Below are 21,907 nucleotides of genomic sequence, written 5' to 3' on the forward strand. Positions count from 1 at the left end.
CAGATAAAAATACGGAAAATATTACCTATACGATTTTCATGGCCACCGGATCCCAATGAATCAATTGTTTGCTGAAATAACTTTCGTTAGAAAGCAGTGCTGGACCGGCTGCACGGAGGCCGAAAGTTGCATCTTCCACCACTTGTTTGCCGGTGCGTACCGATTCAAAGAAATTCCGGAAGTGATCTAAGCGATCATCATAGCCTGCAGGAGCAGTAAAATTAGAGGTGGTTACCTCCGCCTTACTAGGATTAGCCCCATATTGTTGTTTATAATTATCGACAAACTGTTGCTGAGTGGCCTCTGGGAAAGTATTGAAGGTGTCCCATCCGCCATAGCCGGGCGCCTGCGGCAGTTTATGTTTTTTGATTTTGAATTCGTTGCCACCGAGTTCCATCACGCCATCCGTACCGATAAGGCGCGTAAACTCGCCACCACCGCCACCATCCGCGAAATTCACCCGCAGCGTCATTTGGAAAGCAGGGTGTGTACTGGTGGCAGGATAATCGAAAATAGCCACTACTACATCTGGCACATCTCTGCCATCCTTCCACTGCACCAGGTTGCCGGTAGCATATACTCGCTCAGGCCCCAGAGAACCTGTGATATAATGTAGCCCAGAAATCAGGTGTACAAAGAGATCGCCGGGAATGCCCGTTCCATAGGCCTTATAATTGCGCCAGCGGAAGAAGCGTTTCGGATCGAACGGTATTTTGGAAGTATCCTTCAGGTAAGTATCGAAATCGACTGTTTTAGGAGAAGCATCTGGCGGAATAGAGTATTGCCAGGCGCCGAGTGCAGAATGGCGGTCCATACGGGCTTCCACGATATTGAGCTGCCCTATTTCCCCTGCCAGGTATTTTTTCCGGGCTTCTGCCAATACAATACTGCTCACCCGCTGGCTCCCCACCTGGAAAACGGCTTTGGTGCGCTGTTGTGTGGCAATTACCTGGTGCCCTTCGTCAATTTGCTGCACCATTGGCTTTTCACAATACACTGCTTTACCGGCATTCATGGCATCAATCGCCATGGTATCATGCCAGAAATCGGGCGTAGCAATGATCACCGCATCAATATCTTTCCGACGAAGGATTTCGCGGTAATCGCGCGTAGTAAAGACTTGTTTGCCATAAATTTCTTTTACCCGGGTGAGATGCCCGTCGTATAGATCGGCTGCTGCTACAAATTCAACACCTGGGACTTTCAGGGCGCAGTTAACATCGCCGAAGCCCATAATACCCATGCCGAAGCAAGCGAGTCTGATTTTATCATTGGAAGACACGTAGTCCGCGGGCTGCAGTAGTTCCATGGTTTCGCGGTCTTTGGCAAGAGCTGCCAGTGGGCCAACTCCCAGCAGGGCCGCGGTGCTGCCGAGATGTTTGATAAATTTTCTGCGAGATTGTTCAGACATAAGGTTTCAGTTGAGAGAAACACATGATAGTAAAAAAATCCCGGAAGGCAGGTAATAGAAGGATGAGTGGCGGGCAAAAAAAATCCTCTCCACGAGGGAGAGGACTTTTAAATATTGCATCAGTTAGTAAAAAGCTGACTTATTTCTCTGTGGTCATACCAGCGCTGATGAACTCACGGTTCAGGCGAGCGATATTGGTCAGAGAGATTTCTTTAGGACATTCCGCTTCGCAAGCGCCAGTGTTGGTGCAGCTACCGAAACCTTCTTTATCCATTTGTGCCACCATGTTGAGGGCACGTGTTTTTCTTTCAGGATCACCTTGTGGTAACAGTGCCAGTTGAGAAACTTTCGCAGATACGAAGAGCATTGCAGAAGAGTTTTTACAAGCAGCTACGCAAGCGCCACAACCGATACATGCAGCAGCAGCGAAAGCCAGATCAGCTTTATGTTTATCCACAGGAATGCAGTTAGCATCCTGGGCGTTACCTGTGTTTACAGATACATAACCACCCGCTTCGATGATACGATCGAAAGCGCTACGATCTACGGTCAGATCTTTAATCACAGGGAAAGCACCTGCTCTCCAAGGTTCAACGGTGATAGTATCGCCGTTTTTGAAAGCGCGCATGTGCAACTGGCAGGTAGTAGTACCGTCCCAAGGACCGTGAGCGCGACCATTGATGTGCATAGAGCACATACCGCAGATACCTTCGCGGCAATCGTGGTCAAATGCGATTGGATCTTTTCCTTCGTTGATCAGTTCTTCATTCACCACGTCGAACATTTCCAGGAAAGACATTTCAGAAGAAATATCTTTTGCCTGCAGTGTTTCAAATCTACCCTGATCGTTTTTATTTTTCTGCCTCCACACTTTTAATGTGAGGTTCATGTTATAATGTTCCATGTGTTGGACAATTATTTGATTATTAATCGTGGCCGTATTGTACAATGTGGCCGTTACCCTTATTTGTAGCTACGTTGAGTAGGTTTAACTTCTTCGAATACCAGGTCTTCTTTGTGAAGAACGTAATCGGAAGGACCTTTGTATTCCCATGCAGCTACATAGCTGAAGTTAGCGTCATCGCGTTGTGCTTCACCATCTTCTGTTTGTGATTCTTCACGGAAGTGGCCACCGCAAGATTCGCGACGATTGAGCGCGTCCATGCACATCAGTTCACCCAGTTCGAGGAAGTCAGCCACACGGCCAGCTTTTTCGAGTTCAGGGTTGAATTCGTTGATATCGCCAGGGATACGTACATCTTTCCAGAATTCAGCGCGGAGGGCTTGGATTTCCTGGATTGCTTCTTTCAGACCTTGTTCGTTACGTGCCATACCACATTTATCCCACATGATTTTTCCCAGCTTTTTGTGGAAGTGGTCAACGGATTTGGAACCCTTGATGCTCATCAATTTAGTGAGCGTATCGCGCACTTTGCTTTCAGCAGCAGCGAAGGCAGGGTGATCAGTAGGGATAGCTTTCGTACGAATTTCGTCTGCCAGGTAGTTACCGATAGTGTAAGGGATAACGAAGTAACCATCCGCCAAACCTTGCATCAGTGCAGATGCACCCAGACGGTTTGCACCGTGGTCGGAGAAGTTAGCTTCACCCAGGGAGTACAGACCAGGAACAGTTGTTTGCAGTTCGTAGTCAACCCACAGGCCACCCATGGTATAGTGAACAGCAGGGTAAATACGCATTGGTGTTTCGTAAGGATTTTCACCAGTGATTTTAGCGTACATATCGAAGAGGTTACCGTATTTCTCAGCAACTACTTCTTTACCCAGTTTAATGATTTCTTCTTTGGATACACCGTGCATTTGGCGTTTGTTGGCTTCGATGTTACCATAACGCTCGATAGCAGCAGCGAAGTCCAGGAATACCGCTTGTTTAGAAGTACCTACGCCATAACCAGCATCGCATCTTTCTTTCGCAGCGCGGGAAGCCACGTCGCGAGGAACGAGGTTACCGAAGGCAGGGTATCTTCTTTCCAGGTAATAATCTCTTTCTTCTTCAGGGATATCGCTGGCTTTGCGGGTATCGTTTTGTTTTTTAGGCACCCAGATACGACCGTCGTTACGCAGTGATTCTGACATGAGGGTCAGTTTAGACTGGTGATCGCCGGAAACCGGGATACAGGTAGGGTGAATCTGTGTGAAGCAAGGGTTTGCGAAGTAAGCACCGTTTTGGGTAGCTTTCCAGGCAGCAGTTGCGTTAGAACCCATTGCGTTGGTAGAGAGGAAGAAAACGTTACCGTAACCACCAGAGCAGATCAGTACCGCATGACCGAAGTGACGCTCCAGTTGACCAGTGATGAGGTTACGAGCAATGATACCGCGTGCTTTACCATCGATTTTCACGATGTCCAGCATTTCGTGGCGGCTGTACATAGTCACATTACCGAGAGCTACTTGGCGTTCCAGTGCGGAGTAAGCGCCGAGCAACAGTTGCTGACCAGTTTGACCGGCAGCATAGAAAGTACGTTGTACCTGGGTACCACCGAAAGAACGGTTGGAGAGCAGGCCACCATATTCACGTGCAAAAGGAACACCTTGCGCCACGCATTGGTCGATGATGTTACCGCTCACTTCAGCCAGACGGTGAACGTTGGCTTCACGGGCGCGGTAGTCGCCACCTTTAACAGTATCGTAGAAAAGACGGTAAACGGAGTCACCATCATTTTGGTAGTTTTTAGCAGCATTGATACCACCCTGGGCAGCAATACTATGCGCGCGGCGAGGGCTATCCTGAAAGCAGAATGCTTTAACTTTATATCCTAACTCACCTAATGAAGCCGCTGCTGAAGCACCAGCCAAACCAGTACCAACAACGATAATTTCCAAATTACGTTTATTGGCAGGGTTTACCAGCTTACAATGTCCTTTATAATCTTCCCATTTTGTATTTAATGGGCCTGCAGGAATTTTTGCGTTCAACATATATCCTAACTTTTCAGAATTATTTATTTAAATAGATAAAAACGGGAATGGCTGCGAAGCCAACAGGAATCAGGACACCGAAGATCCAGATACCGATAAAATTGATGATTCCGTTGTATTTACTATGATTCAGACCGAAAGTCTGGCAGGCACTTTTAAAACCGTGGATCAGGTGGAAAGACAATGCAATCATGGAGATTACATAGATGATCACCATTAAAGGATTGGTGAAGAGATCATAAGTAACAGCGTAAAGATCTTTCAGTGGTTCTGCGATGCCTTCATAAGTTTGAGTAGGCATTTCACCGTAGTGGAATTTACCCCATAATTGAGAGAGGTGGAGAACGATGAAGATGAACAAGATACTTCCCATAATCGCCATCTGACGGCTAAACCAAGAAGAGGTCTGATTTCCCGGACTAACGGCATATTTCACCGGACGGGCAGCTCTGTTTTTAAAAGTGAGCTGGATGGCAATGAATGCATGTAGCAGGATCACAATTTTCAATCCCCATGCAATAAATTGAATTAAGCTGTTGTGTCCCATAAATTGGGCGTAGCTGTTAAAAGCTTTACCGCCGTCTTTGTACAACAGTTGCAGGTTTCCTACGAGATGTACGAGCACAAAACTGCAGAGAAACAAGCCGGTAGCACCTACCAATAACTTTTTACCGATAGAGGTATTAAAGAACTGTGACCACTTCATAAGTAAAAATCTAAGCTTCCTAGTATAAAAAAAGTTGTTGAAATGTCGCGCAAAGTTAGGGCAGGAAAAATTAAATCCAAATGATATTTATCAGTAAACCTTATTCCAGCCGTCTTAACATCACATTATCAACCATGTTAAACAAGTGCATTGGCTGATATGTTCGCCATTTCTCGTCGTCCATGAAATGCACATAATTGTATAACCGCGCCTTCTCGAATTCTTGACGGGTATGCGTAGGCATATTGAGGACTACAATCCAGCCACCATCGTCTTTAATGTCATCCCACCACTCTTCGTAATAGCTATCGTCGGAGGAGTGAAAGTTCATGACATTTTCCGCAATGAGTATGAATTTCCTGATACCTTCCGCGATCATGAGATCAATAACTTCCCGTTTGAGGGTCATAATGTCATTATCCAGGGTATCATTCCATTCTCCCAGGAGTTCAATGATGGCGAAATTAAACTGGTAATCAGCGTAGAGTACCTTCAGGTAAAGGTTACGGGAGCCAAATTCGTCCCATTGAGGGTGTACGTAATAATTATATACGGTATTTGAGTATTCGAATTCACTGTATTCGCGGCCGTAGAAGGGTGATAGTTCATCCTCCTCCGCCGTATATAAATGGCGCCAGTTGTAATATGGCTCAATGTCGTGCATAGCAGGTTATTGGAACAAATGTGGGTTAAATTCAGGCTTTTTCAAAATCCTCCACTGCTTTTTTAACGCTGCCAGCCTTCAGCAGCATGCGCTGTGCTTCTTCATAATCCGTCAGGGAGAGTTGTTGCATCAGCATTTTCACGCCACGGTCTACCAGTTTCTCGTTGCTGAGCTGCATATTGACCATTTTATTATCTTCCACTCTTCCCAGTTGAATCATAACAGCAGAAGAGATCATATTCAGGACCAGTTTCTGGGCGGTACCGCTTTTCATACGGGTGCTACCAGTGATAAATTCAGGGCCCACCACTACTTCTACGGGGAAATCTGCGGAGGCAGAGATAGGAGATTCCGGATTGCAACTGATACTACCGGTGGTGATACCATTGCTACGGCATTTATCCAAAGCGCCAATTACATAAGGAGTAGTTCCGCTGGCAGCAATGCCTATTACTACATCTTTTTCGTTAACGCCGAACTCCTGGAGGTCCTTCCAGCCTTGTTCCCTGTTATCTTCTGCAAATTCCACCGCTTTGCGAATGGCCGCGTCTCCCCCTGCAATAATACCGATTACAAGGCCATGTGGCACACCAAAGGTAGGCGGACATTCAGAGGCATCAACAATACCGAGGCGTCCACTGGTACCGGCGCCCATATAGAACAATCGGCCACCAGCCAACATTTTATCTGCAATTACTGCGACCAGCTTCTCTATCTGAGGAATGGCCTTTGCCACTGCCAGGGGAACTGTCTGATCCTCTTTGTTAATGTTTGTCAGCAATTCCTGTATGCTCATTTTTTCCAGGTGGTGGTAGTGAGATTCCTGTTCAGTAACTTTTGTGAATGCCATATTATATATGTGATTTGAGATATTATTATGAATGATGATATTCGATCAGGCCTTCCATAGGGGTACGTAAGATACGGCCCATCGGGAGTTCATAGAGATCGCACAGCTCCTTGATGATATCGCGGAAATTCCAGGCTACGCCGCCTACAAAGTGCAGGGAGGTAGTCCAGCTTTCGCGGTATTTATAAATATGATTGAAGAAGAAGTCATTCAGTCCGTCTTCCAGGATATTTTCTATCATATAATGCTGACGGTTCTCAGACAGGAATGACGCAAAGCTTGCCAGGTAACGATTGGCCAAAGGTTTCCGGTAGACATTCTCCAGGATTTCATCCTTGTTGGTATTATATTTCTGGTCAAATCGGGCTAGCAGTTCCTCATCGAAGGTATTATACAGGTAATATTGCAATACCTTTCTCCCAAGATAAGCACCACTTCCTTCATCTCCAAGTACATATCCCAAGCCCGGATTGTTTTTAATAATAACATCTCCGTCGTAATAACAGCTATTGGAACCCGTACCTAGGATACTGGCGATACCTGGTCCGCGACCACATAAGGCCCTGGCAGCGCCCATCAGATCGTGGTCTACTTCAATATAGCTCTCTGGCCATACTGCTTTTAATGCCGTGGTTACAGCGCTTACATTCTTAGGTTGGGAAAGTCCGGTGCCATAAAAATAGATATCATCTATCTGTATACCCGCTGGCAATTGTGGCAATAATTCCTGCCGAAAAATGTCAATTATTTGTTCTACCGTCTGAAAGTAAGGACTTATACCCTGGGTTTTGTATGGTCCCGGGGCTGCTGCCCCAAGCAGGCCCCATTCGGCCTTGGTAGATCCGCTATCTGCTATCAGCTTTATTTTTCCAGGCATGTCCGTTTATTTATCAATTTTAAGATTCGTAAAGGTTTGCACCCGATTATTGCTATTTTTGTCACAATTTAAACAAAAGCGTTCCATAAAAGCAAATAGGGATCTTGAAGTTTAGGTTGCAAGACTGGTCATAAAATTCGCGGGATAATCATCAAATTATGTCTAACAGGAAGCTGAATGTTTTTTTACCTCTATTAATGGCCGTGGTGCTGGCACTGGGAATGTTCCTTGGCCATAAAATGCCCGGCTCCAATACAGGCGGTACCACTGTATTTTTTACTAAACCCGATAAAGGCCCCGTGCAAGAAGTGCTGGACCTGATCAAACAAAAATATGTCGATACCCTCAATACAGAAACCCTCCAGCAGGAGGCCATAGAAGGCATCCTAGCCCACCTGGACCCCCATTCTGTATATATTCCACCTTCTCAGCTCCAAGCGGTAAATGAAGACCTGGAAGGTAATTTCGAAGGTATAGGCGTGGAATTCAACATCACCTCCGATACCGTAAATGTGGTATCCGTGATCAGTGGCGGTCCTTCAGAAGCTGCTGGCCTTCAAACCGGCGATAAGATCCTGAAAGTCAATGATTCCCTTGTTGCAGGTAATGGCATTACTTCGGATAAAATCCGTAAACTGCTCCGTGGCCCTGCTGGCTCTATCGTGGCTACCACCCTGCTCCGCAACAATAAACAGATCGTTGCCCAAATCAAACGTGGACTTATTCCGCTCTATAGCATCGATGCTAGCTACATGATCGCTCCAGGAGTGGGTTATATCAAAATCAGTAAATTCTCTGCCAAAACATACGACGAGTTCCTGGAAGCAATGCGCAAGCTGACCAAAGCCGGTATGAAGAAGCTCATGATCGATGTCAGACAAAACCCTGGCGGATTCATGGACGCAGCTACCCGCATTGCGGATGAACTACTGGGCGACGGAAAACTGATTGTTTATACCAAAGGAAAAGACTTCCCACGGACCGACTTCAAAACCAAACGTCCGGGTATGTTCGAAAAAGGTGCACTGACCATCCTCACAGACGAAGGTTCTGCTTCCGCCAGTGAAATCCTCGCAGGCGCCATCCAAGACTGGGATCGGGGTACTATCATTGGTAGACGTACTTTCGGTAAAGGACTTGTACAAGAACAATATGACCTGGACAACGGCGGCGCACTGCGTCTGACGGTTGCCCGCTACTATATTCCTTCCGGCCGTAGCATCCAGAAACCATACACCGATGGCCGTGATGCTTACGACGAAGATATCTCCAACCGCTTCACGCACGGGGAATTTGTCAACAAAGACAGTATCCATATCACAGATACCGTTCCTTACCAAACAGCTTCCGGCCGTAGAGTGTACGGTGGCGGCGGTATTACACCGGACATCTTTATTCCATTCGATACCACCCGCTTCTCTACTACCCTGATGGCGATTTATACCCGTAATAGCTTCAGTAATTTCGCTTACCATTACTATACTGCCCACAAAGATGAATTTGCCCAGTATAAGGATGCAGAAGATTTCACCCATAAATTCCAGACTACTCCGGCTATCTACGATCAGTTCAGAGAGTATGCTAAGAAAGACAGCGTGCCTGGAATGGATAGGGTGAGCGCCAAAGATGAAGTGGAGATCAAATCTCGGATTAAAGCGCTACTGGCGAGACAATTGTATAGAAGTCAAGGGTTCTATGAGGCGATTAATGCTACGGATCCTGTAGTGAAGAAAGCACTGGAAGTGCTGGAGAAAGAGAATTAATTACATTTTGTTTGTATAAAAAGGGAAACGACCGGCAAGCCGGTCGTTTCCCTTTTTTATGTTGTTCCGCGCCTGACGGCGCGGGGGCCTACGGCGTTATTGTGTTTTGTTCTGTTGAGATTTTAGGGAGACACGTGCCTGGTGTGCGGCGGCCTGCAAAGAAAATTAATGATATTTTGTTTGTATAAAAAGAGAAACGACCGGCAAGCCGGTCGTTTCTCTTTTTATGTTGTTCCGCGCTGGACGGCGTTATTATGCTTTATTCTTTTGATTAAATATAATCAGAGAATTTATTGCGGTTTACGCTGCATTTTAGGCAGACTTTGAACGATAAGGTCATTCATGACATTCACTGCTTCATCCAGGTAAATATCCTTGGTTCTAGCTTTTAACCAGTCTTTATTACGAGCCACCTTGGAGGAGTCGCTACCGATTTTATCTAGATCCACTTTCATACTGGTGATGTTCAGTTCTTTCACCTTATCATTAATGCTGTCATATTTCTTCAGTGCAGCAGTGTTTACTTTCTGTTCAGATTTGTAAGTATTCAGGTTCAGGGAATAGCTGTCCTGTTTCTCGAGCCTTTTCAGGGTAGCGAGGTTTTCATTCAGCAGTTTGAATGCAGGGCTTGCAGCCATTCTCTTTTCACTGTTTTTAGCCAGTGGCTCTACATTTACTGGATTAGACCAGTAATTGAAATTAGACTTAGGAATTTCATCCCATGCCAGTGCATCACTGTCTTTGCGTTCAGATACTTCATAATAAGGATCTGGCAATACGATGTCTGACGCTACCCCTTTCAACTGAGTAGATCCGCCATTAGCGCGATAGAACTTCTGTTGGGTAAGTTTCAGCGCACCTAGGCTCTGACCATCTTTAGCAGAGTAGAAATCGTCCAGTGAGAAGAGGCGTTGAACAGTACCTTTACCGAAGGTTTGTTTACTACCAATGATCACCGCACGTTTGTAATCCTGCATAGCAGCCGCCAGGATCTCAGAAGCAGAAGCACTGTATTCATTTACCATAATAGCCAGTGGGCCATCATACTGTACATTTTTATCGCGATCGCGCAACACGACTGCATCGCCTCCGCGGGAACGTACCTGTACAATTGGTCCTTCTGGTACAAACAGACCTGCCATTTGTACTACTTCAGGCAGCGAACCACCACCATTGAAACGCAGGTCAAGGATAATACCTTCTACCTTTTCTGCTTTCAGTTTGGCTACTTCTTTTGCTACATCATCTGCACAACGGGCGCCGTTACGGTCGTTGAAGTCGGAGTAGAACTCTGGCAGGTAGATATAACCAATTTTATGGGTACCGTTGATAACAGCAGATTTCGCAAAGGTTTCTTCCTGGATAATCTCATCACGTACGATAGTGATTACTTTCACAGTACCGTCCACACTTTTCACGGTGAGTTTTACAACAGTTCCTTTAGTACCACGGATCAGTTTTACCGCATCTTCCACAGGGTAACCTGTGATATCTACGGCCTCTTTATCTCCCTGGGCAACTTTCATAATCACATCATTCACTTTCAGGTGTCCTTCTTTCCAGCTAGGGCTACCAGTGATGATACTGAGCACTTTTATCTTATTGTCTTCCTCTTTGAGGCCAGCGCCAATACCAAAGAATTTACCAGCCATTTGTTCCTCAAACTGACGTTTTTCATCAGGAGGGAAATAATCGGTATGCGGATCCATGGTAGAAGTGATCGCATTCACGTAGAGGCTGAAACGATCATTATCGTCCTGATGATTTTTCAGTCTTTCGAAATAACGATCATACACTTGTTTCACCTTCGCGCGTGCTTCGGCTTCCAGTTGTTGATCGGTTTTGTTCTTTACACTGTCTTCTTTCGATTTTTCACGCATTTCCTGGAGATCTGTTAATTTCTCCATGGTGCGATATTTCAGGACTTTGCGCCAAGCTTCGTAGCGGGCATTTTCGTCTGCTGGGTAATCGATTTTGTCTACGTCCAGCACTACGTTTTCATCCTTGGTGAAATCGAAGGGTTGTGCGAGAATTTTGGGGTAGATAGCCGCTGCTTCCATCACGCGCTGTTTGATAACAGTGTTGACATTGCGGAAGGCATCCAATGGAGCACCCTGCAGCTCATCATCGATGTGAGTAGACAGTGGCATCAAGGTATTGATGTCAGATTTCAGGAAGAACTTCTTCTCAGCATCTAGACTACGCAGGTATTTATTAAAAGCTTCTTTGGAAAAGGCATCATCAATCGGCTTCGGTTGGTAGTGGCCCTCTTTAAGCATCTGGCCTACCAGGTTCATTATTACTTCATAACGACCTGGAGGATCGCCATAATGACCTAATTTGGTAAAGGCAAGCACGCCTGCGGAGAGGGTGAGCAACACTACCGGGATTATCACTTTCAGTCTCATATGTAACTCAGTTGAACAACAAAAATTGTCAAATCAAATATAAAGTAATTTCATCCGTGACAAAGGGAATTATTTACCTTTTTAACAAAAATTTGGCCGGGCTGAAATGCCCGCCCTCCTTACTTCGGATAACGAAAAAGGAATAGGTAATGTTTGCTTAGAAACATGACTTTGTTTTGCATTAATTCTTCACCACTTTGTAAATAGCTCCTTTAAAGCCATTTTTGGTAGAAGAGCTGGTCAGCATGTATAATTCTCCTTTTTCATCTTCGCCCCAGCTAAGGATTTGGAGACTTTCTTCCGGAGGATTGGCAAACTTCAGATCTGCGCGTGTCCACTGGGAGCCGTTCGGGATAAGTACAAATGCTTTTCCATTGTAATCGCCAAAAACGTAAAGTCCTTTCAATGAAGGTATGGCATTGCCTCTGTATACATAACCACCTGTAATACTGATACCCAGATCGTGATTGTATTCATGGATGGGCGGGATCAATTTCAGTTTATTGGTGCCTGGAGGTACGTTAAAATCATGGAATCCTTCCATGATCCGCCAGCCGTAGTTACCACCCTTTCTGATGATATCTACTTCTTCATACAAGTTCTGTCCTACGTCCCCTGCGAAAAGTCTGCCAGTTCCGCGGTCAAAAGAAAACCGCCATGGGTTACGGAGGCCATAGGCCCAGATCTCCGGCTTAGCGCCGGGCGTTTTCACAAAAGGATTATCAGCAGGTACTTTATACGGACTACCGTTCACATCTATACGAAGAATTTTTCCCAGCAGGGTACCGAGATCCTGGGCGTTTCCAATAGTGCCGTGTTTATCTCCGCCACCACCGCCATCTCCGAGACCTACGTACAGATAGCCATCAGGACCGAAGGCCAACTGGCCGCCATTATGATTGGATTCTGGATGATCCAGTTCGAATAATACTCGCTCAGATTTGGGATCAACGGCATTTGGGTTACTGGCCGATACCGTAAATTCCACCAGTCTGGCCTTGTGGTTCAAGCCTTTCACCGGATTGGGAACTGGGGCACTATAGTACACATACAATTTATGATTTTTCTTAAACTGGGGATGGAAGGCCATACCCAATAAGCCACGCTCATCATAGGCAGGGTTGATCTTCACCATTTCTGCACTCACATCTGCAAATGGCTGTGGGAGCAGCTTTCCGTTCTGCACCACCCATACTTTACCTTCCTTCTGACAGAAGAATAATCTGCCACTGCCATCATGAGGCACTGCCATATTTACCGGGGAGATGAATTGGTCTGTTACCAGTTCCAGTTTAACGGTTCTGGCAGGCGGTTCCGCCGGATTTGTGGGTTCTCCAGCCCTAGCAGTAAAGGTATTCAATGCCGACAGTAATATAAGTCCGATAAAACGGTGTCTTTTCATAGAATGCAGAATTTTAGCAGGATAAAAATAATCAATGGGAGGAATAATCCGTATAGATTTGATGGATGGCATTTATCATTTATTGGGATTATTTTAGCGACCTGTTTAACTTCGCATAAAATTTCAACAGCTTGGACTCGACGGCATCTCCCAGAACGGACGCATACGCTTCACTACGTTACCCGGAATTCAAATTTTACCTTGTAATTCGCTTTGCGCTTGTATTTGCACTGGCAATGCAGTTTGCCATTATTGAATGGAAAGTAAATGAACTGGCCAGAGACCCGTTTGCACTAGGTTTGATAGGATTGTCCGAAGTAATTCCCGCCGTATTACTGGCCCCATTTGCTGGCCATATTGTGGATAAACGGGAAAAAAGGGGCCTCCTGCTGAAATGTGTCATTGCCTATATTATCATCTCCACCGGCCTGTTTTTACTCACTTGGGACCAGGTGGTGAAAGGCATTCCTACCCACTGGGTGTTGAACATGATTTATGCCTTGGTGTTCCTGGGTGGCATTGTAAGGGCATTTACCAGTCCTTCCACCTTTACCTTGATGTCGCTGGTTGTTCCTAAACAATTGTATGCCAATGCTTCTACTTGGAGTAGTTCTGCCTGGCAGATAGGCGCGGTGCTGGGACCCGCACTGGGCGGTTTTCTCATCTATTTATTTGGCGTGCATTGGTCGATGCTACTGGTAGTAGTTATTTTGCTGGCTCCATTATTCAGCCTGATACAGATAAAGCCAAAGCCAATATACTACAAGGGTGGAGAGGGTTTTGTGGACAGTCTCACAAAGGGGATGAAGTTTGTTTGGAATACCAAAGTAGTCTTTGGCGCCATGGCCTTGGATATGTTTGCTGTACTCTTTGGAGGGGCTATTGCCATGTTGCCGGTATTTGCTACAGATGTGCTGCACACGGATTCCCTGGGATATGGCATCCTGCGTTCTACGCCAGCTATAGGCTCCCTGATTACGATGTTTATCCTGGCTCACAAGCCTTTGAATCATAAACCAGGCATCAAATTGCTGGGAGCAGTGTTTGCCTTTGGCCTGACCATCATTGTATTTGGATTATCCACCAGCTTTATCTTATCTATGGCTGCTTTGCTGTTCAGTGGCGTGTTTGACGGGGTGAGTGTAATCATCCGACAAACAATTCTGCAATTGAAAACGCCAGACGACATGCGGGGGCGGGTAGCCTCTGTAAGCTCTATGTTTGTGGGATCTTCCAATGAGCTGGGTGCTTTTGAAAGCGGATTTATGGCCCGTGCCATAGGATTGGTACCCTCTGTAGTGTTGGGAGGCTGTATTACATTGGGCGTGGTTGTCACCACCTATGTCATTTCACCAGCTATGCGCAAGCTGGACTTGAAGCCCTGACAACTGTCAGAGCTTCATTTCGTCTTTTAATCTTTCCAAGACGTAGTATACTGCCGGGCAGATCGTGCTGTTATTGTACGTGATATTCGGGCGTTTATAAAAATCATGGCTGTCGGTATACGGGTAGTTATGGCAATCGCCGGGTCTTACATCGTAGATACCGCAATAGTTATCTGCACCTAAGAATGGGCATGGGCTTGACTTTACCACATAATCCTCGTCTTTATCGATACGCAAATAGGTATCGATGAAGGTGGCTTCCTTCATTCCCAGGTGTTTGGAAATGCGTTTAATATCAGGTGCTTTGAAGCGGGGGCTGATAGATTTGCAGCATCCGGCGCATTCCAGGCAGTCTATTTTGCTGAATGCTTCCTCATGCAGCTCCGGGAGGAGCTTCTCCACTCCTTTTCCGCGCCGTGTTTGTAGTTTCTGGAGGAACTGTTTGTTGGCTTTCTGTTTATCTTTCGCTTTCTGTTCCCAGTTTTCAAGTAAGTTGCTCATCAGCGCAAAGATAGGCATTTAAGGAATGGACAATACTATGACATTCCCCGACTATTGAAAGTAGCTATTTATCACTGTTTTAACCAGCCTGGTGGCGGAGGTTTGGCAGTTGCTTAAAATCGTCATAGCTTTGCGCATTCTATTTCAAACTACCTGCTTACATCATGAATCTTTTTGATACTCAACAAAATGAATTCGTGACCCGTCACATAGGGCCACATGCAGCTGAGAAGAGCCAGATGTTGGAAACAATAGGCGTTGCCAATCTGGACGAGCTGATTAACAAAACTGTACCTGGCGCTATTCGAATGCAGACGCCACTGGCTATTCCCGCAGCGATAAGTGAAAATGATTACCTGCGCCACTTGAAGGAGATTTCACTGAAAAACCAGGTTTATCGTAACTACATCGGTCAGGGGTATTTCGACACGATCACTCCTAGTGTGATTTTACGTAATGTGTTCGAAAATCCAGGATGGTACACCCAGTACACCCCTTACCAAGCTGAGATTTCTCAGGGCCGTTTGGAAAGTCTGTTGAACTACCAAACCATGGTAAGCGACCTTACTGGTTTGCCAATTGCCAATGCTTCCCTGCTGGATGAAGCTACTGCGGCGGCTGAAGCAATGACCATGTTCTTCAACACGCTCAACAGAGATCACGACCACCTGAGCAGGCCTAAGTTTTTTGTTGACGAGAACACCTACCCTCAGACCCTCGACGTTATCTACACCCGCGCTACTCCACTGAACATCGAAGTAGTAGTGGGCGATTATAAAACCGCACAAATCGATGCCTCTTTCTTCGGCGCACTGGTACAATACCCTAACAACCTGGGTGCTGTTGAAGATTATCGCGGCTTCATCGAAACTGTACATGCAGCAGGCGCTTTTGTAGCAATGGCTACTGACCTGTTAGCACTGACCCTGTTGGCCTCTCCTGGTGAACTGGGTGCGGATGCTGCCCTGGGCTCTGCTCAGCGTTTCGGCGTTCCATTAGGTTTTGGTGGTCCTCACGCAGCTTTCTTCGCTGTGAAGGATGACTTCAAACGTACTATTCCTGGTCGTATTATCGGTGTAAGTATCGATGCTTTAGGTGGCCGCGCACTGCGTATGGCGCTCCAGACCCGCGAACAGCACATCAAACGCGAAAAAGCTACTTCCAATATCTGTACTGCGCAAGCATTGCTGGCCAACATGGCTGCGATGTATGCAGTATACCACGGTCCACAGGGACTGAAAAATATTGCTACCCGCACTGCTAAACTGGCTAAGACTTTGGGCGACAAACTCGCTGCAAAAGGTCTGAAACTGGCGGCTACCAACTTCTTCGATACCATCGTTGTAAGTGGCGCTGATGTTAGAGCTAAAGCAGAAGGTGCTGGTATCAACTTCCGTTATTTCTCCAATGGAAATGTCGGCATCTCCCTGGATGAAACCACTACTATCGGCGATATCAACGATATCCTCGGTGTATTTGGCGCAGGCAATACCGATGCAAACGCTGTAAACAGCAATGCTACCGCTATTCCTGAAACACTGGTACGTACTTCTCAATACCTGACTCACCCGCATTTCAACAGCTATCACAGTGAATCACTGATGATGCGTTACCTGAAACTGCTGGAAAATAAAGATCTGTCGCTCAATACTTCCATGATTTCACTGGGTTCCTGCACCATGAAACTGAATGCAGCCACTGAAATGATTCCTTTGAGCTGGGCACATTGGAGCAAAATGCACCCATTTGCGCCTAAAGATCAAACAGGTGGTTACCAACAGATGATCAATGAACTGAGTGAATACCTGAGCGTTATCACTGGCTTCGATGCTTGCAGTCTGCAGCCAAACAGTGGTGCACAAGGCGAATACGCTGGTCTGCTCACTATCCGTGATTATCATGAAAGTCGTGGTGAAGGTCATCGTAACATCATCCTGATTCCTATCTCTGCACACGGTACCAACCCTGCATCTGCAGTAATGGCTGGTTTCAAAGTGGTAGTAGTAAAAGCACTGGAAAACGGTTACATCGATGTAGCAGATCTGAAAGCGAAAGCAGCAGCACACGCGAAAGATCTGGCTGGTATCATGATCACTTATCCTTCCACTTACGGTGTTTACGAAGAAAGTGTGAAAGAAATCTGTGAAACTATCCACCAGTTTGGCGGACAAGTATACATGGATGGTGCAAACATGAACGCACAGGTAGGTCTGACCGCTCCTGGTCTGATTGGTGCAGATGTTTGTCACTTGAACTTGCACAAAACCTTCGCTATTCCTCACGGTGGTGGTGGTCCTGGCATGGGTCCAATCTGTGTAGCGAAACACCTCGCTCCATTCCTGCCTGGTCACGTAGAACTGAACAGCGGTAACGCTAGCAATGCTGTATCCGCTGCTCCTTATGGTTCTGCAAGCATCCTCCTGATTTCTTACGCTTATATCCGTATGCTCGGATTCGATGGTGTTAAACAGGCTTCTATGTATGCTATCCTCAATGCCAACTACATGAAGGCAAGACTGGAAAAAGCATATGACATCCTTTATAACGGTGTGAATGGTACCTGCGCACACGAATTCATCGTGGACCTGCGTCCGTTCAAAGCTACTGCTGGTATCGAAGCGGAAGATGTGGCTAAACGTCTGATGGACTATGGCTTCCACGCTCCTACCATGAGCTTCCCTGTTGCCGGTACTATCATGATCGAGCCTACAGAAAGTGAAGATAAAGGTGAACTGGATCGTTTCTGCGACGCACTGCTCTCTATCCGCGAAGAAATCCGCGCTGTAGAAGAAGGCAGAGCTGACAAACAAAACAACGTTCTGAAAAACGCACCACATACTCAGTTTGTAATCACTGCCGACGAATGGACTCGTCCATACAGCCGTCAGCAAGCTGCTTATCCACTGGAATATGTTAAACTGAATAAATTCTGGCCTTCTGTTAGCCGTGTTAACAATACACATGGCGATAGAAACCTGATCTGCACCTGCGAACCAGTAAGTGCTTATGAGGAAGTAAACGCTTAAGTTTTACCAGGAAAAGCAAGTATCAACAGGGCAGTCCGCAAGGATTGCCCTGTTTTTTTTATCGCCGGATTTCAACGTCCTATCGCGCTAACCGAGTAGTTCATCGCAACACCTGTACCAGCACCCCGCTATTTTTCTTACCTTTCTGTTATGGAGAGCAACCAACAATATAACTACCGCGTAATCGGGCTTCATGTGCTGATATGGAGCCTTATTCTGTTGCTCCCTTATCTTATCTCCAATGCGGCCAATGATTACAAAATAGGCCCTTTACCTGGCCTTTTTTTTACCCTTGCAGGGGTTATTTATATGGCCATATTTTACTTGCATGCTTATGTGCTGTATCCCAGATGGTGGAACAAAAAGAAATGGTGGCTGTATATCATCACCGTGCTGCTTTTATTGATGGTGTCTTTCCAGTTGAAATGGTTATTGCTACATCAGTTGTTTCCGGATGTGCTGCGCGATTATACGGCCTATAAATTTATTTTTGCCCCCTCCGTCATAGTGTATGTTTTCAGTTTGATTTATTGTCGGGTGATGGATAATATCGCGAGGGAAAAGCACGCCAAGGAACAACAAGCCCAGCAACTGGCTACAGAACTGAAGTTCCTTCGTTCGCAGGTGAATCCACATTTTCTTTTCAATGTATTAACCAACTTGGTGGCACTGGCACGCAAGAAATCTGATCAGTTAGAACCCGCGCTGTTGAAGCTCTCCGAGCTAATGAGATATATGCTGTATGATGCTTCCGGGAAGAAAGTCACCGTTCGCAAGGAAACCGAATATCTTGAAAACTACATCTCCTTACAACGACTCCGACTAGGCCATAGTATCAACATAGAAACCCAGATACAACTGGACGAAGTGACCGCCAACAGTGAAACAGATGCGATGCTACTTATTCCATTTGTGGAAAATGCATTCAAGCATGGTATTGGTCTCCCGGAAAAACCTACTATCCGCATCCTCCTCACGGGGAAAGATAAAGTCCTTACTTTTGAAGTCCATAATCAATATGCAGATCATACCCCTGCCCATAAAGACGATGGCTCTGGCATTGGTCTTGCCAATGTAAAAGCAAGACTACAGTTGCTTTACCCGGATCAACATACACTGACTATTTCGGATGTATATCCGGATTTCCATGTAAAATTAATGTTACAATTACCATGATACGTTGCATTGCCGTAGATGATGAACCACTGATAAGGGAATTGTTGGAAGATAATATCCGACAGATTCCTTACCTCGAATTGGTTAAAACCTGCAGCAGCGCTACAGAAGCATTGGCGGTGTTGCAAACTGAAAATATAGATCTCATCTTCCTCGATATTCAAATGCCCCGATTAAGTGGTATCAGTTTTTTACAATCCCTGCCTAATCCGCCAATGGTGATTTTTGTAACTGCATACGATCAATATGCCATTGAAGGATACAACTTACAAATTGTAGATTACCTGCTGAAACCCTTTAGCTTCGAACGTTTTCTCAAAGCGTGTAATCGTGCGCAGGAATTGTTTAAGATGAGACAGCCAGTTGTACCGGCCGCTTTCCCTTCTCCATTCTTCGTGAATGTAGAATACACCCTGGTAAAGATTAACCCAGAAGATGTATTGTATGTGGAAGGTTTGAAAGACTACATTAAAATTCATCTGCGCCAGCCATCAAAACCAGTGCTTACCCGCATGACCTTAAAAGCCATGGAAGAAAAGCTGTATCCTCCTGCGTTTCTGCGTGTCCATAGATCCTTTCTAGTAGCGGCTGCCGCTGTGACGGCTATTAAAAGAGATATGATTTGTATTGGGGAGACAGCAATCCCTTACAGCGACTTCTACAAGCAAAATATTGATCTACTCTTGAAATAAGTGTACAAAAACAATCTTTCTGTCGACACACTTTCACACCTAATCTACAGCCCAAAAAACACCTCCTCTTTGCCGGTAACTTTGTTTTCAGATAATCACATCTGCCATGAAACACTATCCGGCTATCACGATCATTTGCTTGCTGAGTTCCGCAATGCTTGCACAGGCGCAGGAAAAGAAGGACAGCACTTTGCTACCCGGTACTAAAAACTTACAGCAAGTAACTATTACCGCCGGTACATTTGAAGCCAGTGATAAAGCGAAGGGCGCTTCTCTTACGCCTATCGATGCTGTAACAGTGGCGGGGAATGGCGGAGATATCAGCATGGCGCTGCGTTATCTTCCAGGGGCGCAACAGATAGGAGAAACAGAAGGACTTTTCGTAAGAGGCGGTACTGCCAGTGAAACGAAACAGTTCATTGATGGTAGCCTCATGCCACATCCCAATTATCCTTCTGTGCCTGGCATCATTCAATATGCAAGGGTCAATCCATTCCTGTTTAAAGGGATATTGTTCAGCACTGGTGGTTACTCCGCATTATACGGTCAAGCGATGAGCAGTGCGCTGATCCTCGAAAGTGATGATCTACCAGATAAATCTTCGTATTCTTTTAGTCTCTTTCCAGCTAATACAGCAGCGGGTTTCCAGCGACTGGAAACAAATAAGCTAAGCTATGGTGCTACTATTAGATATTCCAATCAGCAGTTGTATAATCGTATCGTACCACAACGTCCTGATTTCTTTGCTGGTCCTAATTATACAGAGGCTGATGCCAATTTCCGTTGGAAGACGGGAAAATCAGGTATGCTCAAATTCTATACAAACTGGAGCAATAGCAATGTAGGCATGCGCAATCCGGATATAGACAGTGTAGCGTTGCGGGATGCATTTCAGGTGAAAGGACTCAACAGCTTTAGCACGCTCAGTTATCGGGATCGCCTCAACAATAATTGGAGATTGGATGCCAGTCTTGGTTATAATTATCAACGGGTCAGTAATCGTAATCAGCTAACCGATTCCGTTGGGGCCCCCGTTAAACTGATAACAGTTCCTTATATCTACAAAGATTTTGATAGTCGTAATACAGAACAGTTTGCACAAGCCAGGATGGTATTGACACATTATTTCCCAGGCAATCAGGTGCTACGATTTGGAGGAGAACAGTTTTACATCCATGAGAACGGAGTATCCAATGATACATTACTTCGTAGCACCAATTACCTGACAGCCCTATTTGCGGAAACGGATATCATGCTTACGGGTTCATTGGCTATTAAAGCAGGCGCACGATTGGAATATGCTTCTTTGTTGAGGAAGTGGAATCCCGCGCCGAAAGTGAGCCTTGCATGGAGGGCAGGTAGTAATAGCCAGTTCAACGCAGCTTATGGTATATTCTTCCAGGATGCATCGCAGGCAACGCACTATATTTTGAACTACACCTACAAGGCCAGCAATCGCCTGTTCAGGGCGGAAGCGTATTACAAGGAGTACACGTGTCTCCCGACACTCCTACCAACCTATGGCTATAACGGTAACGGATATGCGAAGGGAATTGAATTATTCTTCAGAGACAAACGAAGTATTAAAAACATGGATTACTGGATTACATATACTTACCTGGATGCCAGCAGGCACTATATGGATTATCCCTATAGTATTCGGCCGAACTATACTACGCCACATACCGCCACTATTGCCATTAAGCAACAGTTGCCGCAAATAAATACTTTCATCAATTTATCCTGGGCTTTTGCCACTGGACGGCCTTACTACAATATCCGGTATAGCAATGACGGGCAACATAGTTATATCGCAGATCAGGGTAGTACGCCTGTGTATAATACGGTCAATCTTCATGTTGCCTGGCTGACTAGTTTCTTCAAAGGCGGCAAGTGGAAAGACTTCAGTGGCATTGGCGCAGGCGTGGGCAATCTGCTGGGGAGCAAACAGGTTTATGGTTATCAATACAGCTATAATGGCAATATCAAAACTGCGATAACGCCACCGGCTACACGCACCTATTATATCGGCATCTTCATGAGCTTCGGAAAGGATCGTACGAATGATATACTCGACAATCTTAATTAATCATCTACATAAAATTGCAT

16 protein-coding genes are annotated in these 21,907 nt (G+C 45.7%); 6 read left to right on the forward strand and 10 right to left on the reverse strand.

The genetic code is table 11. From position 1 onward, the window contains the following. Positions 1-25: 25 nt before the first annotated feature. The 7 genes from JO154_RS00255 to JO154_RS00285 form a co-directional block, all read right to left on the reverse strand. Positions 26-1,411 (reverse strand): Gfo/Idh/MocA family oxidoreductase, encoded by a 1,386-nt coding sequence (locus tag JO154_RS00255; RefSeq protein WP_291940817.1) that lies wholly within the window; start codon positions 1,409-1,411, stop codon positions 26-28. 139 nt (positions 1,412-1,550) lie between these two features. Then, the gene (locus JO154_RS00260; RefSeq protein ID WP_291940820.1) at positions 1,551-2,315 is read right to left on the reverse strand and encodes a succinate dehydrogenase/fumarate reductase iron-sulfur subunit; all 765 of its coding nucleotides are present in this window, start codon (positions 2,313-2,315) and stop codon (positions 1,551-1,553) included. 59 nt (positions 2,316-2,374) lie between these two features. Further along, positions 2,375-4,348 carry a fumarate reductase/succinate dehydrogenase flavoprotein subunit gene (locus JO154_RS00265; RefSeq protein WP_291940823.1) on the reverse strand — a complete coding sequence of 658 codons (1,974 nt, stop codon included), beginning with the start codon at positions 4,346-4,348 and terminating at the stop codon, positions 2,375-2,377. A 19-nt stretch (positions 4,349-4,367) separates the two neighbouring features. After that, the gene (locus tag JO154_RS00270) at positions 4,368-5,054 is read right to left on the reverse strand and encodes a succinate dehydrogenase cytochrome b subunit (RefSeq protein ID WP_291940826.1); all 687 of its coding nucleotides are present in this window, start codon (positions 5,052-5,054) and stop codon (positions 4,368-4,370) included. A gap of 100 nt (positions 5,055-5,154) precedes the next feature. Further along, positions 5,155-5,718 carry a hypothetical protein gene (locus JO154_RS00275; RefSeq protein ID WP_291940827.1) on the reverse strand — a complete coding sequence of 188 codons (564 nt, stop codon included), beginning with the start codon at positions 5,716-5,718 and terminating at the stop codon, positions 5,155-5,157. Positions 5,719-5,749: 31 nt separating this feature from the next. Continuing rightward, on the reverse strand, positions 5,750-6,568 hold the full coding sequence (gene murQ, locus JO154_RS00280; protein ID WP_291940828.1) for an N-acetylmuramic acid 6-phosphate etherase: 819 nt from the start codon (positions 6,566-6,568) through the stop codon (positions 5,750-5,752). Between the two features lie 25 nt (positions 6,569-6,593). After that, positions 6,594-7,445 carry an N-acetylglucosamine kinase gene (locus JO154_RS00285; RefSeq protein ID WP_291940830.1) on the reverse strand — a complete coding sequence of 284 codons (852 nt, stop codon included), beginning with the start codon at positions 7,443-7,445 and terminating at the stop codon, positions 6,594-6,596. Between the two features lie 158 nt (positions 7,446-7,603). Between JO154_RS00285 and JO154_RS00290 the strand changes: the two genes are divergently transcribed. Next, positions 7,604-9,208 (forward strand): S41 family peptidase, encoded by a 1,605-nt coding sequence (locus JO154_RS00290; RefSeq protein ID WP_291940832.1) that lies wholly within the window; start codon positions 7,604-7,606, stop codon positions 9,206-9,208. A gap of 290 nt (positions 9,209-9,498) precedes the next feature. Here the strand turns inward: JO154_RS00290 and JO154_RS00295 are convergent, their stop codons facing one another. Together JO154_RS00295 and JO154_RS00300 are read right to left on the reverse strand one after the other, a co-directional pair. After that, positions 9,499-11,616 carry a carboxy terminal-processing peptidase gene (locus JO154_RS00295; RefSeq protein WP_291940835.1) on the reverse strand — a complete coding sequence of 706 codons (2,118 nt, stop codon included), beginning with the start codon at positions 11,614-11,616 and terminating at the stop codon, positions 9,499-9,501. 181 nt (positions 11,617-11,797) lie between these two features. Further along, positions 11,798-13,018 carry a PQQ-dependent sugar dehydrogenase gene (locus JO154_RS00300; protein ID WP_291940837.1) on the reverse strand — a complete coding sequence of 407 codons (1,221 nt, stop codon included), beginning with the start codon at positions 13,016-13,018 and terminating at the stop codon, positions 11,798-11,800. Positions 13,019-13,149: 131 nt separating this feature from the next. Here JO154_RS00300 and JO154_RS00305 point away from each other — a divergent pair, with 131 nt between their 5' ends. After that, positions 13,150-14,403, forward strand: coding sequence for an MFS transporter (locus JO154_RS00305; protein WP_291940839.1), 1,254 nt, complete (start codon positions 13,150-13,152; stop codon positions 14,401-14,403). 6 nt (positions 14,404-14,409) lie between these two features. Here the strand turns inward: JO154_RS00305 and JO154_RS00310 are convergent, their stop codons facing one another. Further along, complete coding sequence (locus JO154_RS00310) at positions 14,410-14,904, reverse strand: YkgJ family cysteine cluster protein (protein ID WP_291940841.1); 495 nt, start codon at positions 14,902-14,904, stop codon at positions 14,410-14,412. A gap of 164 nt (positions 14,905-15,068) precedes the next feature. On the opposite strand from JO154_RS00310, the gene gcvP reads away from it, so the two are divergent. The 4 genes from gcvP (at position 15,069) to JO154_RS00330 (ending at position 21,887) form a co-directional block, all read left to right on the forward strand. Then, positions 15,069-17,930, forward strand: a complete 2,862-nt coding sequence (gene gcvP, locus JO154_RS00315; RefSeq protein ID WP_291940842.1) for an aminomethyl-transferring glycine dehydrogenase — start codon at positions 15,069-15,071, stop codon at positions 17,928-17,930. Positions 17,931-18,080: 150 nt separating this feature from the next. Further along, complete coding sequence (locus JO154_RS00320; RefSeq protein ID WP_291940844.1) at positions 18,081-19,106, forward strand: histidine kinase; 1,026 nt, start codon at positions 18,081-18,083, stop codon at positions 19,104-19,106. Continuing rightward, on the forward strand, positions 19,103-19,798 hold the full coding sequence (locus JO154_RS00325) for a LytTR family DNA-binding domain-containing protein (RefSeq protein ID WP_291940845.1): 696 nt from the start codon (positions 19,103-19,105) through the stop codon (positions 19,796-19,798). Before JO154_RS00320 ends, JO154_RS00325 begins: the two co-directional genes overlap by 4 nt. Positions 19,799-19,904: 106 nt before the next feature. Then, entirely contained in the window at positions 19,905-21,887 is a 1,983-nt protein-coding gene (locus JO154_RS00330) for a TonB-dependent receptor (protein WP_291940848.1), read from the forward strand. Positions 21,888-21,907: the final 20 nt, after the last annotated feature.

Origin of the sequence: Chitinophaga sp. (assembly GCF_019236475.1) — a bacterium.
GTDB lineage: Bacteria > Bacteroidota > Bacteroidia > Chitinophagales > Chitinophagaceae > Chitinophaga.

What these genes read in the sequence shown, in the direction of transcription:
- JO154_RS00255 (WP_291940817.1), bottom strand. Translation starts at nt 1,411, where the DNA reads ATGTCTGAACAATCTCGCAGAAAATTTATCAAACATCTCGGCAGCACC.
- JO154_RS00260 (WP_291940820.1), bottom strand. Translation starts at nt 2,315, where the DNA reads ATGGAACATTATAACATGAACCTCACATTAAAAGTGTGGAGGCAGAAA.
- JO154_RS00265 (WP_291940823.1), bottom strand. Translation starts at nt 4,348, where the DNA reads ATGTTGAACGCAAAAATTCCTGCAGGCCCATTAAATACAAAATGGGAA.
- JO154_RS00270 (WP_291940826.1), bottom strand. Translation starts at nt 5,054, where the DNA reads ATGAAGTGGTCACAGTTCTTTAATACCTCTATCGGTAAAAAGTTATTG.
- JO154_RS00275 (WP_291940827.1), bottom strand. Translation starts at nt 5,718, where the DNA reads ATGCACGACATTGAGCCATATTACAACTGGCGCCATTTATATACGGCG.
- murQ (WP_291940828.1), bottom strand. Translation starts at nt 6,568, where the DNA reads ATGGCATTCACAAAAGTTACTGAACAGGAATCTCACTACCACCACCTG.
- JO154_RS00285 (WP_291940830.1), bottom strand. Translation starts at nt 7,445, where the DNA reads ATGCCTGGAAAAATAAAGCTGATAGCAGATAGCGGATCTACCAAGGCC.
- JO154_RS00290 (WP_291940832.1), top strand. Translation starts at nt 7,604, where the DNA reads ATGTCTAACAGGAAGCTGAATGTTTTTTTACCTCTATTAATGGCCGTG.
- JO154_RS00295 (WP_291940835.1), bottom strand. Translation starts at nt 11,616, where the DNA reads ATGAGACTGAAAGTGATAATCCCGGTAGTGTTGCTCACCCTCTCCGCA.
- JO154_RS00300 (WP_291940837.1), bottom strand. Translation starts at nt 13,018, where the DNA reads ATGAAAAGACACCGTTTTATCGGACTTATATTACTGTCGGCATTGAAT.
- JO154_RS00310 (WP_291940841.1), bottom strand. Translation starts at nt 14,904, where the DNA reads ATGAGCAACTTACTTGAAAACTGGGAACAGAAAGCGAAAGATAAACAG.
- gcvP (WP_291940842.1), top strand. Translation starts at nt 15,069, where the DNA reads ATGAATCTTTTTGATACTCAACAAAATGAATTCGTGACCCGTCACATA.
- JO154_RS00320 (WP_291940844.1), top strand. Translation starts at nt 18,081, where the DNA reads ATGGAGAGCAACCAACAATATAACTACCGCGTAATCGGGCTTCATGTG.
- JO154_RS00325 (WP_291940845.1), top strand. Translation starts at nt 19,103, where the DNA reads ATGATACGTTGCATTGCCGTAGATGATGAACCACTGATAAGGGAATTG.
- JO154_RS00330 (WP_291940848.1), top strand. Translation starts at nt 19,905, where the DNA reads ATGAAACACTATCCGGCTATCACGATCATTTGCTTGCTGAGTTCCGCA.